This window comes from Mycobacterium sp., from assembly GCF_049281135.1.
In the GTDB taxonomy this organism is placed as follows: Bacteria; Actinomycetota; Actinomycetes; order Mycobacteriales; family Mycobacteriaceae; genus Mycobacterium.
This window is the reverse complement of record NZ_JBAPRN010000085.1, coordinates 1-15794: the sequence shown is the minus strand read 5'-3', so window position 1 is coordinate 15794 and position 15794 is coordinate 1. Positions and strand designations below refer to the sequence as shown.

The following is a 15794-nucleotide window of genomic DNA, read 5'->3' as shown; positions in this document are numbered from 1 at the left end:
ATCGACGGTCACCGTGCACATCAAGCGGCTGCGCTCCAAACTCGGTGACGCCCACCGGGTTCAGACTGTCTGGGGCCGTGGCTACCTGTGGCGGGAGGAGCAGACATCAGATGCCGACCAGTGACCTGTGGGAGATCGCCGGTTGGGCACTGGCTTGCTCAGTTCCGGTGGTGTTGGCCGGAGCGCTGACCATCCGGCTCGCCCGGTCGTGGTCGCTGGCGGTGAGCATGGTGGCGCTGGTGCTGATTCCCGCCCTGGCCACCTTGACCGGGGTGCTTGGCGCCAGCGGCTTCATGATCACTGAAACGTTCGAGCGCACCGCGGTGGTGCTGGTTGTCGTGTCGGTCGTGACCATACCTGCCGCGGTGCTGCTGGCGCGTTACCAGGCCCGTAGAACGGTGTGGGAACAGGAGATCCGGGATTCCGAACGGTCAGCCGAGCAGTCCCGGCGCCGCCTAGTGGCCTTCGTCAGTCACGATCTGCGCACACCGCTGGCCGGTATCCGTGCGGTAGCCGAGGCGATCGCCGACGGCGTGGTGAACCAAGACGAAGCGCGTGAGCAAGCCAAACATATTGAACAGGAATCAATCCGGCTGTCGGAGATGGTGGACGACTTGTTCGAAATGTCGAAGATCAACGCCGGGGCGGTGCAACCCGCGCACGACACGGTGGCACTCGACGAGGTCGTCGACGATGTGGTGGCCGTTCATCGGATTGTCGCCGAACGGGCCGGGGTGGCGCTGCAGGTCAATCTGCCCGATGAACCCGTGTGGGTGATCGGCAGCGAGCGGGCGTTGGTACGGGTGTTGTCGAATCTGGTGGCCAACGCGATCGCGCACACTCCGCACGGCGGACGAGTCAAGCTGGCACTGGGCCACGATGAGCAGGGGGCGTGGGCGCGCGTCGATGACACCGGTGTCGGTATCGACCAAGCCGATCTGCCCAGGGTGTTCGACGTCGCCTACCGCGGCTCCAACGGCCGTGTGCCACGGACTGATTCGTCGCTGCCCAGTGGGTCGGGTCTCGGGCTTGCTATCGCGGCGGGACTGGTGCAGGCCCACGGCGGCACGCTGTCGGCGCGCAACCTGGACGCTGGTGCGCGTTTCGAGGTTCGATTACCGTTGGCCGGCAACTCCTGACGGCATTTGCACGAGTTGCAGTCGTCACAGGAGCCCACTCACCCAAGCGTTGACCGGTGCTACTTCTTGGTACGTCGGCTGCCGCCGTGCCAGTCCTCCACGATGCCCGTACCCTCGGGGTCGACGCCGAAGCTCGCAAGCTGCGGCCGCTCGCGCAGACTGCGCTTGAGCTCGGCGAAGCCAGGAAAGGTGGCCAACCCGATCACGTTGTCCCAGAGCTGAACTGACTCCTCCGGTCGAGGAAGGCGGCTGATCACCGGGCCGAAGAAGGCCACGCCGGTGGGCGGGCGGAAATGCAGGATCGGCGTCCCGACATCCTTGCCGGTCAACGCCAGCGCTTGGTCGGTCTCCGCGCGCAGCACCCCGTCCAACGTCGTATCGTCGAGGGCGCTCACCAGCTCGACCGGCAGTCCGGCGTCCAGCAGAATCGGTTCCAGAAAGCCTCGCGAACCTTGGTCGGTAAGTGAGTCAGGCCGGCCGTCGGGCGCGCCGTCGAATATCCGTCGTCCCATGGCGAGGTACAGCGGCCCGACCGCTTCGGGGCCGTAGTCGATCCTGGCGCGCGCGGCAACCCGCAGCAGCCTGAGCCCGGCGGTGTGCCCGTCCTCGTAGCCGACCGGAAAATGGGCGTCGTAGTCGATGTGCGCGTTGATCATTCGCAATGAGATGAACCGCCAGTCCACCGTGTAGTCACGCTGCTCGGCCACCATGCGGACCCACTTGCTGGTCATCCAGGCGAACGGACAGACCGGATCGAAGTAGAAGTCGAGGTCGGCGCGCTTGTCGGCAGAATGCGTGCGGGCCTGTGTGCTCACAGTGCTACTCCTCGTCCAAGTTGGGGTCGACCGTCGCGGTATCAGCCGGCGTGACATGGTCACTGGGCTTCTCTATGAAGCGATGGATCGCCTGGTAGGCGTGATCTTGGGTCGTCTCGTCGGCGAAGTCGGCGACGATGGCGGATTGGTCGACCAGCGGTCCGGTCAGCGTTTTCGCCGCGCTCGCGTAGAACCCTCCGTTGCGCAGGCCATCGCCGACCAGGGCGTCGAGGAGTCGCTTCGCGCCGACTTCCAGGGGATGCGCAATGCCGAACATCGGTCCGATATAAGGCATTACGATGCGCTGCATGATTACCCTGGGCACCCTGGCCATGTCTCTGAGCGCGTCGGTGCCCGACGTGTTTCCCGGGCTTACGGTGAGCAGCCGAAGGTCGGGATGTTTTCGTGCCAGCGCAGACATCCACAGCGCTCCGAGATACTTCACCTGGCCGTAAGCGAGCATGGGATCGACCTTGCGGTCGTGGAAGAATGATCCGTCAATGACCGACGCGAACTCCTCAACCGACCGGGTGGCAAATGTCGGCCGTTTCATCCGCAGTTTGGGTACTCCTCGTGCGGCCTCACTTCCGGTCAGCACGGCCGCCGAGGTCAGCAATCCCGCATCGAGTAGGCCTTCCAGCAGAACCGCGTGACCGAGCACGTTGGACGCAAAGATCGTCGTCGCTCCCTCGACCGTGCGTGCCATGGGCGTGGGACCGCCGGCGCCACCGGCGTTGAGCAGGACCGCCCGCAGCGGCTGGTTAATGGCAGCGAGCGCCGCACGCACCGAGGCCAGGTCTGCGGTATCCATAATCAGGATCTCGAAGACCGGCCGACCCGTGATCCGTTGCAGGTCGGCTTGCGCCGCCTCTGCCTTGGCCTGGTCGCGGCAGGCCAGATGGATGGAGTCGACGTCAGCGCGCAGCGCCAACTGCCGCGCCACGTCTTTGCCGAGTCCTGCGTTGGCGCCGGTGATGAGGAACGCGTTGTGAGGCAGGGGTTTCAGCTCACCGCGTCGACGGCGGCCAGGATGTCGGGCACCTCGCTGCGGGTGGTGTAGTTGGGGTGCACGTCGATCCACCGGATGATGCCCGCCGCGTCGACGACGACGACGGTGGGCATCGGCAGCGCTTTGTCACCGTCGGCATTCACCTCGGTGAGGTCCAGTCCCAACTTGACCTGTGCGGCAATTGAATCGGGGGATGGTTCGGTCAGAATTCCCAGGGCGGTGGCGATGTGATTGCCTGGATCTGACGCCACCGAGTAGGTCAGTTCATTGGATTCGGCGGAAGTCAGCGAACCGTCGGGTTTTTGTGGGCTGATGGCGATCAATTCGAAGCCGCGTTCGCCGAGCGCGGGAACCAATTCAGCTTGGTAGGTGCGCAACGCGATGTTGCAGTAGGGGCACCACGCTCCGCGATAGAACACCAGGACCGATGGCCGCCCGCCGCGCAATCGCGCCAACGATGTGGGGGCACCATGAACGTCGAGCATGTCGCCGTCGGGCATCTCAGATCCAGGCGCCGCGACGTTCTGCGGTACACCCCGAGCCTCCAATGCAGCTTGATCGGCGGTAAAGGCGGCTATGACGTCCGCGGGCAAGTTCGCCGCAGAACCGGCAGCCAAGGCGTGTGCCTGCTCGCTGATCGTGGGTGTGTGCATCGTCATCTACGTCTCCGCCAGGTCGATTGGATTGATTCCTCCAGAAAACTCCTTTGTTTTTGGATTGTCAACTCCAAAAACGTAGAATCGTCCGATGATTACCCGGAAAGGCCAGGCCACCCGGGATCGCATCGTGGCCGCCGCGGCGGTGCTGGTCTACGAACGCGGCGTCGCCGGGACCAGTACCGAGGACGTTCAGGCCGCGGCCGGCGTCAGCGCGTCGCAGCTCTACCACTACTTCGCTGATAAGCGCTCGCTCACCCGCGCGGTCATCGAATATCAGGCAGACGCGATCCTTGGGTTTCAGGAACCGATGCTGGCGCGGCTCGATTCGCTAGAAGCGCTGCGCAGCTGGGCTGCGGCCATCGTGGACATTCAACGGAGCAACGGGTTTCGCGGTGGATGCCCGCTGGGCTCGTTGGCTAGTGAGCTGGCCGAGAATGACAGCGCGGCACGAGAAGACGTCGTGGCGGGCTATCGGCGCTGGCAAGCCGCCATCCGCGGCGGCCTCGCCGCCATCCGTGACCGCGGCGGGCTGGTCGACAGCGCTGATGTCGACGGTCTCGCCACGGCTTTGCTGACCTCGCTGCAAGGCGGACTGCTGCTCGCCAAGGTGCAGCGCGACGGCGAACCTTTGGAGACCGCGCTCAGCACCGCTATCGACCACGTCGCGACATTCGCCGGCGAGCGATAGTCCGAGACAAGGACACCCGATTGGACGACGCCCCGACGCTCTCACAGTTTCCCTTGCGTGCCTACGACAAGTTGCGCTACGCGGATACTGATCGGCAAGGGCATGTCAACAATTCAGTCTTTTCAACCGCGTTGGAAACCGGGCGCGTAGAACTCCTTTACGCTCCCGACGAAGCCATCGTTGAACCACACAAATCGTTCGTCATTGCCCGTCTCGAGCTCGACTTCCGCGGTGAGTTGACCTGGCCCGGTGAGGTCGCGATCGGCACGAGCGTTGAATCCGTCGGCCGCACCTCATTCACACTGGCGCAGGCCCTGTTTCAACGAGACCGATGTGTAGCCCTCGCCCGCACCGTCATCGTGCAGGTCGACGATGATACCCACCGCGCTACTCCCCTGAGCGCGGCCGCCGCTACCCGCCTCGTGGATCTCCAACCGCGAGGATAGAAGTGGAGACCAACCCAGGCCGCTGGGTTCGGGCGCTGCTCTGACGCCGAGCAGTCGCTGCGAAACTATCCAACACCATCGTCGACAACGCCAGCGACGTTGACGAGGTCGACATCAAGACCGCTCGCGAGGCCGAAAGCGGTTGGCGGACTCCAGCAAGCGTCGAACAACAGACTGCTGCAAAGCGCCGCCATTTTACTGACCTGGCGTTATGCAGCGAAGATTAGCAAGCTCTCGTGACACGCCGAGGCCTTGTCAAAGTAGCCAGGCGTGTCTTGGCAATCTTCGCTGCATCTCGACAGTAGTAGTAGTACTAGGCGCAAGCCACATCTTCAGCACGCGGTTGGCGCGGCGCAGCCATGTTGGGTGGCGGTTCTGCGGCGACGACGCGCGAGTCAGGCGTGAGCGTTTCGCGTGGACGCCGAGATGGCGGGAGCGCTCAGTCCTCGTCTTCGGCATGGCCGGGTGGCGTGTCTGCAGGCCGGGCTTTGGGCTCACGCTGGGCGCTGTCTTGTGCCGTTGCCGCCTTGGCTTCAGACGTCTGGGCGGGCTGTCGAAGATCGATCATTTCCGTGCCGTCCTGAGGGACGATGTGTCGATCTGTCCATGCGACGGTGACCCGGTGGGATTTTCCCCCGTGTCGCACCAGCGCCTCGATGGCATCGGTTTTGGTTGCCCCGGTGGTGAGCTTAAAGTAGACACGCTCCTCGCCGTGACCTGCCCCGAATGGGATCGGGCCGGTTTTCGACCGGGACATAATTGATAGCCGCGTGTTGGTGCCGGCGCGCACAAGTTCGAGGGATTCGATTTGTGTGGCTGCCCGTCCTCGTTTGGCGATCACTACTTCCACGAACCCGGTCTTGTCGAACTGGCCTGACACCGTGATCTTCGCGCCACCCTCGCGGATATACAGCACCACGGGTATGGCAGCTCCGGCAGCGGCGAGGATGACTCCCAAGATGGCCAACATCAGGGGCAACCGCACGGCAACGATTGGGCTCCGGTGTTGGGATCCACCTGGATTGCCCCATTGCAGTCATCGTCGCATTCGACGCGGTGGCACTCCAGTATGCCGCTGAAATAGCGAATGAGGTGACAGCGGTCGTCACGTTCCTGCCACACGATTTCGTTGTACCCGCGGCGGAACACGGTGCCCGCGCGAAACTGGAACGCCTCCCGACGGTCATCGCGGGTCGCGCGATAAAAGGAGACCGCGTCGGGCCGGTCCGGGTCCGGGGTCAGAAGGTAGCCGCCGTCTGCTAGCGGAACGGCAGTGTGCCACAACGCCGCCTGGCGTGCACGCTCGCCTGGCGGAACAACATCGAGCGCCGACCGACTGTGTGCCCACGATTCGGCGGAGAACACCAACACTGTGGGCTCGTCGAGCTGCGGATCGTCGGCATTGGACAGCGTGATCGACTGCACGAACGGCTCGTGCGCAAGTCGCCGGGCTAGCTCGATGGTGACGTCGTCGTGCCTGATTTGGTCTCGTATTCGTTGATCCAGCGGCGGCACTCGACCCGCGAGTGCGAGCACAAACGCCGTCATCGTTGCAGGCGACGACGCAGGCTCAGCCGTACCCACTCCCGTCATGGCACCGAACTTAGAGCGATCGGCGCTGTGGGGTGCGCGTTTCGGCCAATAGGCGACAGCTGCGGGTTGTCGTTCAACAGCACAACGCTGCGTGCTACCCGACACTGAAGCCACGGAGCGCCTGCGTGAAGCACCCCGGCCGGCGCTCGGCGGCGTGCAGGATTCCAGAGCGGTTCTTTTGAGTAGCCAATTTGCCGTTGCTTGTCGGTCACCATAGGTATCACCCGATGGGTGGTTGACCCAATCGATTTCAAGCAGATGAGTGTGCCCTCTTGAGTCCGGCGAAATGTCTGATGGACTTGGGATGGTATTCAGCCGAGACCGGGACGTCCGGGTGAGACGCACATTCGCAGCATCTCGTCCAAAGAGGCGTCGAGGTCGCCCGAACGATCCGTTGAACTAGTTCGTCCATGACTACCTCATGTCATGGCGGTGAACGCCTGAACCAGTTCGATAATGCCCTGCAGGGCATCGGTCGGCGTCGGGTTTGGAGTGTCGAGGAAGCCGTAGAGGTACCCCGCGTCCGCGACCTCCGACAACGACGGATTGTCTACCAGGGGCGTGATTTGGTACGTGTCCGGGTTGCCTAAATCGGCGATGAAGTCACTGGCCCCTTGCTGCAGGCCGTTGCCCAGCGCAGTTAGTACATCGTCGAAATTCAGGTCAGTCGGGAATAATCCGGAAGCGCTGACGAGGTCGGCATCTCCTGACGCCCACCCCTGGTCGATGCTGCCGTAGCCGAGGTCCACCAGAATTTTGGCGTCGGGTTCGAGCAGGTCGTATAGGGGCTGTCCGATGATCGGGATCAATCGCAGGGGATCCAGCAACGGCAGACTCTCGGCCGGAATGATGTAGTAGTTGACCATGGTGTCAGCCGCCGTCGTCGGCAGTTGGATTGCATCGCTGATCTGCTCGGGTGTGAGGCTCAAATATGTGCCGTGCTCGTAGATGAAGCCCAACGTGGCGTTGAGGTCCGAGAGCAGGTTGATCGGATACTTCGGAAAATCGGCGACACCGTCGTATTCATGGGTGTACACGTCTGTCGGATACAGATCGTTCGGAGTCGCGACGTTGGCCATGAGATATTGCGGGGAGAGGTCGCTGTTCGTCACCTCCGAACCTCCAGCAGGGTTGTCAGGATCGCCGATCAGTACGAAGTGCACATCGTTGCTTGGCACACCCTGACCGGCCAGCTCACGCATCACAGCCGAGGAGATCGAGGCGCTCTGCGAGTAGCCAAACACCACGAGAGGGTTTTGCGCGCTGACGTCTCCCGTGTCGAACTTCTGCAGAATCGTGGAGTCGAGAATCTGCTCGCCCCGCGTTTCCGACGTGGGACTTGCATCCTCCGGGGTGAACAACGATTGCAGGGTGCCACCGAATCCACGCGGCTGCAGATACAACGTGTCAGCGGCATCGAGGTAGAGCTGGCTCGGTTGCGGGATACTGGTTCCGCCCATTAGCAGTGCCGTGCCATCCCCGAGCGGCGAATCCGCTGCGTCAGTGCTGGCCAGCCGGACCGCACTCGACTGCACGGCGAGTAGCGGCGCTATCGGCAGTAGCAGCGGTGAGCCGGCGACCGTGATGGCGGCGAGACCTCGAAGGCACGCGAAAACGCCCATATCAGCACCTTAGTTAATCCTGAAAACGAAGCTGAAGATATCACGCACTACTCCGAAAACGGCTGGAAGCGGCAGACCTTCCCAGCGGGAGCGCTCGCCTGTGGCCACGCCGTCCTCGCCGGATGGTCTCCACGTCTACAGGTTCGCGTGCGGCGGGCCGGTATACGGGCCAGGGCGGAGCGACGCCAAAAATTTCGTGTCGGTTTCAGTTGAGCAAAGGTACTGCAGCGTACCCGCGAGGCGACGGACGATATCGCCTGTCGGGCTTTAGTGTCGGCTGCTATGGCCGCAGTGGATGACTACGTGAAGCGCTGGCGCACAGCGCTTCACGCGACCCTCTCGGCACTGCTAATTGCCATCCTCGGACTCGCCATCACCCCTGTAGCTCATGCGGCTGCGGCCACGGCGACGTTGTCGGTGGAACATGCGTGGCAGACCGGCTTCATCGCCCACTTCACCATCACCAACTCGAGCACGGTGCCGCTATCCGATTGGAGGCTTGAATTCGACTTGCCGATAGGCGAATCCGTCTCGCACACCTGGAATAGCACCCTTGCACAGTCTGGCACGCACTACGTTCTCACCCCCGCGAATTGGAATCGCGTCATCGCGCCCGGTGGTTCAGCCACAGGTGGTCTCAGAGGCGTGCTGACCGGCGCTTACTCGCCACCGTCGAATTGTGTGCTCAACAGGCAGTATTTTTGCACCTAAGGCGACTCCGAGTCAGGCTCGCCCAAGCTGGCGACGTGGGAGGTTGACAGCAGTATCTCGCGGCGATCCGAAATCGCTTGTGAGACAAAGTATTGCTCGTATTCATCGCGACGAGTAGCATGGGCGCCCCAAGCACAGGAAGTCCCACTCCAACCTAAGGGGAATGCCGTGCGACGACCGGAGCTAACCAGCCTCGTCGGCCTGCGAGACAGCGACGGGGATCGGCTCCTTCTCATCCGCTTGGACCGGCCCAGCGGGACGCCCGGCTACATGCTGAGGGTCGGAACCGGGAAAGTGTTCCTGACCGCCGCCGATCTGGCCCGGCTGAGCTCCGTCATCCGGTTCGAGTTGGCCTCGGCGAACCAGCTGCGGTTCTTGGCTCAAGCGATCTGGCTTCTGATCTTGTGCGCATTGGTGTGGCTCCTCTCATCTGCGGTCATCGGGCCGTTGTTTGCCTACCCCTGGTCGAACTGAGGTCGATCGGGACTGCCCCCGCTCCGAGCTGAGGGGTCGGCCAGAAGTGCTGCCTCAGCAAACTTGCAGTCATTTCACAAATTGCGCAACGCTGCAGCGCGTGGCTGGTTTCGTACGCTCATTGCACGAGGCATAGGTGTCGTAGCGCTGAGGTCCGCCGCGATCGGACTGGTCGGTGTTGCCGAAATCCTTTGTTGCGCTACAGTTTCAGCCGCGCAGCGCCCCTCATGCTGCGTTCACGGGGGATTCTGATCGCCGGCATCCGTGAACCCTCTTCTGCGTTATGCGCTGAGGAGGTCGGCCGTACGGTTTTCGCGCCGTGTCGCTCGGGCCTGAAGCAAGTCAACGCCGAAGAACTCTGTTCACGCTGCGGCCTCAATATCTGAAGGCACTCACCGACCCCGATTGATCGCGCCGAATCGCGCGCATTTGTCACGGGCGGTTTCGATATGGCCAGACCACACGAAACCTGACCGCGCCGACCTGATGGCGCGTGCCGTCTCACCGGGTGGGTCATGGGTGTGCGCGCGTTCATCCGAGTCGGGCGCACATGAATGTGCTGGTGATGAGCCATTTGTTCATTGCGAACCGGCACGCGGCACGGGTGGGAAAGCCCGCAACCAAGGGTCCTGTCCAGGGTTAAGCACAGACATCTCAAAAGTTAATCAAAGACAACGCTAAGATGAATGAAACATGAACAGGAGATCGTCATGATCAGACAAATCCTCGTCGGCGCTGCTGGAGCCGCCATTTCCCTCGGCTTGGCCGTTCCAGCTGCCGCCAGCCCGGTGCCGGCGCCTCGCGCCGTCCCGGACTTCTTGGCCGCCGCACGGGCGGCGGGCATCACCGGAACGGATCCGGGGATGCTGGAAGACGGCTACAGCGTGTGCAGGAGGCTCTGGGTTCGGCAGATGCAGGGTGAACAGATAGCCGCAGGCCTGGTGCAAGACCATCCAACGCTGACCTTCGACCAAGCGTCGCAGTTCGTGCTGGCTGCATACCAGGACCTGTGCCCGGAGCCCGGCGGCACGTATGACACTTGGGCATACAGCACCAGCTGAAATCAGTTGGCCTGCAACACCAACGGCGGACCAGGATCCGGTGACGGCGGACTTTGCCGCGCTGCAACATAATCTGTCGTAAAGCTACAGCGGTCGAGTCCAGCTCAACGGAATCGTCGTGAGCGATGCAGCGGCGACATGCGGCGCACCGCTGGCGGCACACAGCGCGAGCAGGCAAAACTATTGTGGAGACGTGCTGGACGCTGTGCTCGGTGTTTCCATGACGCCAACGTCTGTCCGCACCGTCCTGATAGCGGGGGCGAAGGCGGACGGCGACGCCGTCAACCATGGCAATTTCGACATCGCGCATGGTGCGGACCTGCCGTCTGACACCACGACCGAGCAGATCATCGCCACCATCCTCATCACCCGGGAAACGGTGGCCGGCGCCGGCTATCAGGTGAGATCCGCCGGGGTGGCCTGGCTCGATGTCGCCACGGCGACGGCCCTGCGCGAGGGCCTGGCGACGCGCAGGGTCGACAACGTCCTACTGGTGTCGCCGTTCCATTCCGCGGTTGCATTGGCGCGCGCGGCAGGCGCGTCAGCCGGCTACGACCACACGGCGCTGCTCTGTATCGAGCCGGATGTCGCGACGCTTGCGGTGGTCGGCGCGGAAGACGGGCTGGTCGTAGAGGTTCGGCGGCGGTTCCTGCCGCATGACGACGACGAAGCGGTGGGCGCGCTGGTCGAGATCGTCAGGGATGCGGGTGCAATGGAGGGCGCCCCGCAGGGCGTGTTCGTGGTCGGCTCCGGTGTCGATGTCCCGCTGATCATGCCCGCACTGGTTGAGGCGACGTCGCTTCCGGTCAGCGCGCCCGAGCAGCCCGAGACCGCGCTGGCCCGGGGTGCGGCGCTGGCATCGGCGAACAATGAGCTGTTGACGTCGTCGGCGATCGAGTTGGCCCGCACGGAAGGGCGGGCTGCCGGGTACACGCACATCGCGCTGTTGTGTATCGAGCCGGATTCGGCGACCTCGGCGGTGCTGAACACCTACGACGAGTCGATCGCGGAGGTGCGACGGCGGTTTCTGCCGAGCGACGACGCCGCGGCGCTGGCCGCGCTCGTCGAGATCGTCAAAGGTGTGGAGGCGATCGAGGGTGGCCCGCAGGGCGTGTTCTTGCTCGGTTCCGGTGTCGACGTCCCACTGATCATGCCGGATTTGGTTGCGGCGACATCGCTTCCGATCAGTACGCCCGAGCAGCCCGACATGGGGCCGGCCCGTGGCGCGGCGCTGGCATCCGCGAACAATTCGTCTTTGGCGTCATCCGCACTTGCGTTGGCCCGTACGGCGGGCGAGTCGGCCGGCTACGACCACACGGCGCTGCTGTGCATCGAGCCGGACACCGCCACCCTTGCGGTGGTCGGTACGGCTGACGGATTGGTCATCGATGTGCGTCGGCGATTTTTGCCGCATGACGACGACGAAGCAGTGGCCGCGCTCGCGGAGATCGTCAAAGGCGCGGGTGAGATGGAGGGCGGTCCGCAAGGTGTGTTCGTGGTCGGTTCCGGTGTCGATATCCCGCTGATCATGCCTGCCTTGGCCGAAGTGACATCGCTTCCGGTCAGCGCGCCCGAGCAACCGGCAACCGAACGGGCCTCCGACGTGAGCCAGGCCCGTTCGCCGTTGTTTGCCTCGTCCACCGCTTTCCTCAACGGACACAAACAAGGCGCCGCCGTCGCGGGAAACCTGCAAGCCGCGGATTCGGGGCCGGTGGTCCTGGAAGCCCGCGGTCTCTACAAATCGTTCGGTTCGGGCCCGACGGCGATACCGATCGTCCACGACATCAATCTGCGGATCACCGCAGGCGAATTCGTCGCGATGGTGGGGCCCTCGGGCTCGGGCAAGTCGACGTTGCTGAGCATCCTCGGGTTGTTGGAGCCTCCGACGAGCGGCGAGGTTTTGGTGAACCAGGTGAGTGTCGCCCAGTTGTCTGCTCGTGAGCTGGCAGGCGTACGCGGTCGCAGGATCGGGTATGTGTTCCAGTCCTTCAACCTGCTGGCGGGGTTGTCCGTGGCCGAGAACGTGATGCTGCCCAGTCTGCTGGCCGGGCAGAGCGGTCGCGCTCAGTACGACCGGGCCGTTTCACTCCTGGACCAGTTCGGCATGGCCGGGATGGCCAAGCGGGTGCCCGCGGAGTTGTCCGGGGGTGAGCAGCAGCGCGTCGCGATCGCTCGCGCGTTGTTCATGGCCCCTCAGGTCGTGCTCGCCGACGAGCCGACGGGCAACCTCGACACCACGAATGGCCGCCGTGTGATCGAGACGCTCTACGACCTCAACGCGGCAGGCCAGACCATCGTGTTGGTCACTCATGATCGATCGATTGCCGACGAAGCTCCCCGGCTGATCTCCCTCCTCGACGGCCGCATCGAAAGCGACGCGCGGCAAGTTCGGCACAACGGCGCGGCATGGCGAACACCGCACTAGCCGCCGCCGTCAGCGTCCTGCGGCTGATCAACCTCCGGGCCATTCGACGGCACACTCTTCGCGCGCTGCTCGCGGCGCTGTCCCTCGGCGGCGGGGTCGCCATTGTCGTCGCGGTGATGATCGAGACCAGCAGCGTCCGCACCGCCATCGATGATGTCGGTTACCGGATCGCGGGCCCCGCGCCGCTGCGCATTGTCGGCGCCGCCACCCAGGGTGGGATCGGGCCGGCGGTTATCGGCGCCGCCCGGGCCGTTTCAGGCGTAACCGTGCTCGCCCCTGTGATCCGCGCGGCCACGCAGGTGCGTGACGGCGGCCGCGACACCGTTGTGCTGGCCTTGGGAATCGACTGCGCAGCTCGTTGGATGATCGACCCGAAAGTGTGCGCCGCTGGGCAAAAAGAGCCACAGGTGTTGGCGACCTCGACGTCCTTCGGCCGCTCGTTGGGTACGCACCCGATGTTGGCGACCGACACTGGTCAACTGCCGATATCCGGACTCGCCCAGATCCCGCAGCTGGACAACGTCAACAACGGCCGTGTCATCGTGTTACCGCTCAGCGCAGCCAAGACGCAGTTCGCCCGCGGGGACCGAGTGGACACCGTCTACGTCACGCTGGCAGATCACGTCAACGCGCCCGCCATCCAGGCCCGCATCGCCGGGGCGCTGGACGTAATTGGGCCGGGATACCGGGTGCTGACCCGCAACGATCCCGCCGCGGGGTTCAACGTCAACGTCATCTTGTTTCCGCTGCTGGCGATCTTCGCGCTGATCGCGATCGGGGTTGGGGTGATCCTGATCGCCCAACTCACCCGGTTGTCGATTCAAGAACGTCGACGAGAAGTCGCGATCGCCGCGGCTCTGGGTGCCTCGCCGGTGATCACATTCGCCGGGTTCCTTGCTGAGGCTGGGTTGCTCGGCGCCTCAGGGTCAGTCATCGGAGTTCTGCTCGGAATCGCCATCGCCCACCCCGTCGTCGCCAGTGCCAGTGAGCTGACGCAACAGTTCGTCGGGGTCAACGTTCCCGTGGTGGTCGAAGCGAACATCGTCGTGGCGGCGCTGGTAATCGGGGTCCTGCTTGCCGTGCTCGCGGCGCTCTTACCGAGTCTGTCGGCGTCGAAAACCCCTATCGCGACCGAGCTTTCGGGCCGCGCCGTCCACGAGGACAACCAGTCGGCGCGGGTGTGGCTCAAGGTGGTGACGCTGCTGGCGATCGGCGTAGCCGGCGTGATCGCCGTGTGGTGGGCGACGTGGTCGGGTGGGCTGGCGCCGTGGCAAGCCGGGATCGCCAACGGCGGGGTCGTCGTCGCCATCGTCGGTTTGCTTCTGGCCGCGGCCTATATGGGCCCAGAAGTCCTGGACTTGATTCGGCTCCGACCGGAAAGAATTCGCCGCGCGGCGCTCGCGATCGCGTTCACCGGACTGCGCGCGGATCAATCGCGGACGATCGCGATCGGAGGTGCGGTGGCGGTGCCAGTGGCCGTCGCGACGCTGCTGTCCGGGTTCTTGATCGCCATCGACCATGGAGTCGACACCGTGGCGAAAGCACAGGCGACCGGACGCCTTGTGCTTACCACCACCCGGTTCACCGACTGGGGCTCGACGGATGCGAAATTCTCGCCTGACAGCATGTCGAAACTCGCGGCCCTGCCAGGGGTAGGCGCCATCGAACGTATGGCGGAAGTGGAGATCACCCTGGCCAACGGAGAGTTGGCCTACGTGCGAGCCGAGGATCGGCCCACCTTCTCTTATCGGGCGCTCGCGGGGCCCTCCCCGAGACGAAGCGTGGAGGCGAATCGACTGGTCGTCGGGGGCATCCTGGCCCGGGAAACCGGCGTCCGCGTCGGCGACACGATCCTGCTCGGCAGCGGACCCAGCGCCCGCAGAGTCGTCGTCGGGACGATCGTGGCCACCCCTGAAGTGGGCGGGCGCCGAATTCAGATGTCCTATCCGCTCGCCGAGCAGATCTTCGGTCCACAGCCCGCCGGACTGGTTTTCGTCAAGCCGGCCGCGGGCGTCAGCCCGCAACAGTTGACCGCCGAGATCCGTGCCCGGCATTTCAATCAGCCGCTGACGCAAGTGGACGCCAACGGGTACCGATCCGCGGTGGTCAGCGGTGAATCCCGCTTTCTCGCACCGCTGAACACCCTGAAGTACGGTCTGCTTGCGATCGCCTTCATCTCGGTGTCCTCGACGCTTTTGCTGCTCGGAATCCGGCGTCGCCGCGAGATCGCTCTGATCCAGGCGCTCGGCGCCACCCCGGCCACAGTCTTCGCGGTGACAACAATCGAGGCGGTCATCGCGAGCGCAACGGGTGCCGTTCTCGGCGGACTGGTGTCCATCGCGATCATCGGAGCCGTGGCGCGGGCCGCAATCGTCGACGTGGGCGCGGTCGTTCCGCTGATCTTCCCGGCGTCCGAAGCGACTGGTTATGCGGTCCTCGCCATCCTGGCGGCGGTGTTGGCGGCGGTCGGTCCCGCGTGGCAGACCACCCAGGCCGCGCTGGCAGCGCAGTTACGCGACGAGTAGCCGCCGTCAGAAGCGGTAGGTGGTGCAGCCGACCTGAAGCCCGGAGCCGACACTCACGATCAAGCCGACGTCGCCCGCCCCCACCAGTCCGTGCCGCCAGGCGTGCTGCAACCCTTGCGGCACCGAGGAAGAAAACGGGTCGGTGTCGGTGGCGGGGACGACGAAAAGCGCACTCGCAATCCCCAACCGGGTGGCCAGTTCTTCGCGGTGGGGCTGAGACAGATGCGGCGGAAACACGGCGGTGATGTCGGACGGTGCGATCGCCTCGAGCTTGAGCAGTTCGCCCACCGCGTCGGCGATGATGTTCAGATAGTGCTCGGTCAAGTCCGGGTCGCGGTCGATTTCCAGCCACGTCCGGCCGTCGGAGTGTCGGGTGTAGGTGCAGAGCGCACCGGCGTACTCGGGGTAGTGGCGGAACACGAAACGGCCAAATCCCTTGTTGGCGTTGGCCGGTGACAGGATCACCGCCGACCCCGCCTCGCTGAGGCCGTAGGCGGGGTGGTTGTCGCTGCCGGCGTTGTTCTCGGTCTCGGAGGCGACGACCATCGCGTGTCCGGTCTTTCCCGCGCCGATCATCTGGACGGCGACCTGGCAGGCGTTGAGGAATCCGACCGCGCCGTTGAACAC

The 15794-nt window shown here is 64.2% G+C and carries 16 protein-coding genes; 9 read left to right on the top strand and 7 right to left on the bottom strand.

The window, feature by feature from the left end; translation table 11 throughout:
- A partial coding sequence (locus WAN02_RS03480) for a winged helix-turn-helix domain-containing protein (protein WP_422262792.1) occupies positions 1-124 on the top strand: 124 nt, incomplete at its 5' end.
- Entirely contained in the window at positions 111-1139 is a 1029-nt protein-coding gene (locus WAN02_RS03475) for a sensor histidine kinase (RefSeq protein ID WP_422262790.1), read from the top strand. The genes WAN02_RS03480 and WAN02_RS03475, both read left to right, overlap by 14 nt.
- Positions 1140-1198: 59 nt before the next feature.
- Here the strand turns inward: WAN02_RS03475 and WAN02_RS03470 are convergent, their stop codons facing one another.
- The 3 genes from WAN02_RS03470 to WAN02_RS03460 all read right to left on the bottom strand — a co-directional run bounded on the left by WAN02_RS03470 (position 1199) and on the right by WAN02_RS03460 (position 3622).
- The gene (locus WAN02_RS03470; RefSeq protein ID WP_422262791.1) at positions 1199-1870 is read right to left on the bottom strand and encodes a hypothetical protein; all 672 of its coding nucleotides are present in this window, start codon (positions 1868-1870) and stop codon (positions 1199-1201) included.
- 88 nt (positions 1871-1958) lie between these two features.
- On the bottom strand, positions 1959-3035 hold the full coding sequence (locus tag WAN02_RS03465; protein ID WP_422262789.1) for an SDR family NAD(P)-dependent oxidoreductase: 1077 nt from the start codon (positions 3033-3035) through the stop codon (positions 1959-1961).
- Entirely contained in the window at positions 2957-3622 is a 666-nt protein-coding gene (locus WAN02_RS03460; RefSeq protein ID WP_422262788.1) for a peroxiredoxin-like family protein, read from the bottom strand. Before WAN02_RS03460 ends, WAN02_RS03465 begins: the two co-directional genes overlap by 79 nt.
- Positions 3623-3710: 88 nt before the next feature.
- Here WAN02_RS03460 and WAN02_RS03455 point away from each other — a divergent pair, with 88 nt between their 5' ends.
- Both WAN02_RS03455 and WAN02_RS03450 read left to right on the top strand, forming a co-directional pair.
- Entirely contained in the window at positions 3711-4310 is a 600-nt protein-coding gene (locus tag WAN02_RS03455) for a TetR/AcrR family transcriptional regulator (protein WP_422262787.1), read from the top strand.
- 20 nt (positions 4311-4330) lie between these two features.
- The gene (locus tag WAN02_RS03450; RefSeq protein WP_422262786.1) at positions 4331-4756 is read left to right on the top strand and encodes an acyl-CoA thioesterase; all 426 of its coding nucleotides are present in this window, start codon (positions 4331-4333) and stop codon (positions 4754-4756) included.
- 439 nt (positions 4757-5195) lie between these two features.
- Here the strand turns inward: WAN02_RS03450 and WAN02_RS03445 are convergent, their stop codons facing one another.
- From WAN02_RS03445 to WAN02_RS03435, 3 genes are all read right to left on the bottom strand, one after another.
- The gene (locus tag WAN02_RS03445; RefSeq protein ID WP_422262785.1) at positions 5196-5726 is read right to left on the bottom strand and encodes a hypothetical protein; all 531 of its coding nucleotides are present in this window, start codon (positions 5724-5726) and stop codon (positions 5196-5198) included.
- A complete protein-coding gene (locus WAN02_RS03440) occupies positions 5726-6304 on the bottom strand; it encodes a hypothetical protein (RefSeq protein WP_422262784.1) in 579 nt (192 codons plus the stop codon). The genes WAN02_RS03445 and WAN02_RS03440 overlap by 1 nt, the downstream gene beginning before the upstream one ends.
- Before the next feature lie 464 nt (positions 6305-6768).
- Positions 6769-7971, bottom strand: a complete 1203-nt coding sequence (locus tag WAN02_RS03435) for a PE-PPE domain-containing protein (RefSeq protein ID WP_422262783.1) — start codon at positions 7969-7971, stop codon at positions 6769-6771.
- A gap of 282 nt (positions 7972-8253) precedes the next feature.
- On the opposite strand from WAN02_RS03435, the gene WAN02_RS03430 reads away from it, so the two are divergent.
- The 5 genes from WAN02_RS03430 to WAN02_RS03410 all read left to right on the top strand — a co-directional run bounded on the left by WAN02_RS03430 (position 8254) and on the right by WAN02_RS03410 (position 15167).
- Positions 8254-8682, top strand: a complete 429-nt coding sequence (locus WAN02_RS03430) for a cellulose-binding domain-containing protein (RefSeq protein ID WP_422262782.1) — start codon at positions 8254-8256, stop codon at positions 8680-8682.
- A 168-nt stretch (positions 8683-8850) separates the two neighbouring features.
- Positions 8851-9156 (top strand): hypothetical protein, encoded by a 306-nt coding sequence (locus tag WAN02_RS03425; protein WP_422262781.1) that lies wholly within the window; start codon positions 8851-8853, stop codon positions 9154-9156.
- 710 nt (positions 9157-9866) lie between these two features.
- Positions 9867-10217, top strand: coding sequence for a DUF732 domain-containing protein (locus tag WAN02_RS03420; RefSeq protein ID WP_422262780.1), 351 nt, complete (start codon positions 9867-9869; stop codon positions 10215-10217).
- 193 nt (positions 10218-10410) lie between these two features.
- Complete coding sequence (locus WAN02_RS03415; RefSeq protein ID WP_422262779.1) at positions 10411-12642, top strand: ABC transporter ATP-binding protein; 2232 nt, start codon at positions 10411-10413, stop codon at positions 12640-12642.
- The gene (locus WAN02_RS03410) at positions 12624-15167 is read left to right on the top strand and encodes an FtsX-like permease family protein (RefSeq protein ID WP_422262778.1); all 2544 of its coding nucleotides are present in this window, start codon (positions 12624-12626) and stop codon (positions 15165-15167) included. Before WAN02_RS03415 ends, WAN02_RS03410 begins: the two co-directional genes overlap by 19 nt.
- Positions 15168-15173: 6 nt before the next feature.
- Here the strand turns inward: WAN02_RS03410 and WAN02_RS03405 are convergent.
- A partial coding sequence (locus WAN02_RS03405; protein ID WP_422262777.1) for a 3-oxoacyl-[acyl-carrier-protein] synthase III C-terminal domain-containing protein occupies positions 15174-15794 on the bottom strand: 621 nt, incomplete at its 5' end.

Excerpts from the sequence above, each read along its gene's own strand:
- WAN02_RS03460 (WP_422262788.1), bottom strand. The coding sequence starts at position 3,622 with ATGACGATGCACACACCCACGATCAGCGAGCAGGCACACGCCTTGGCT.
- WAN02_RS03410 (WP_422262778.1), top strand. The coding sequence starts at position 12,624 with ATGGCGAACACCGCACTAGCCGCCGCCGTCAGCGTCCTGCGGCTGATC.
- WAN02_RS03475 (WP_422262790.1), top strand. The coding sequence starts at position 111 with ATGCCGACCAGTGACCTGTGGGAGATCGCCGGTTGGGCACTGGCTTGC.
- WAN02_RS03420 (WP_422262780.1), top strand. The coding sequence starts at position 9,867 with ATGATCAGACAAATCCTCGTCGGCGCTGCTGGAGCCGCCATTTCCCTC.
- WAN02_RS03470 (WP_422262791.1), bottom strand. The coding sequence starts at position 1,870 with ATGACCAGCAAGTGGGTCCGCATGGTGGCCGAGCAGCGTGACTACACG.
- WAN02_RS03435 (WP_422262783.1), bottom strand. The coding sequence starts at position 7,971 with ATGGGCGTTTTCGCGTGCCTTCGAGGTCTCGCCGCCATCACGGTCGCC.
- WAN02_RS03430 (WP_422262782.1), top strand. The coding sequence starts at position 8,254 with ATGGCCGCAGTGGATGACTACGTGAAGCGCTGGCGCACAGCGCTTCAC.
- WAN02_RS03445 (WP_422262785.1), bottom strand. The coding sequence starts at position 5,726 with ATGTTGGCCATCTTGGGAGTCATCCTCGCCGCTGCCGGAGCTGCCATA.
- WAN02_RS03440 (WP_422262784.1), bottom strand. The coding sequence starts at position 6,304 with ATGACGGCGTTTGTGCTCGCACTCGCGGGTCGAGTGCCGCCGCTGGAT.
- WAN02_RS03455 (WP_422262787.1), top strand. The coding sequence starts at position 3,711 with ATGATTACCCGGAAAGGCCAGGCCACCCGGGATCGCATCGTGGCCGCC.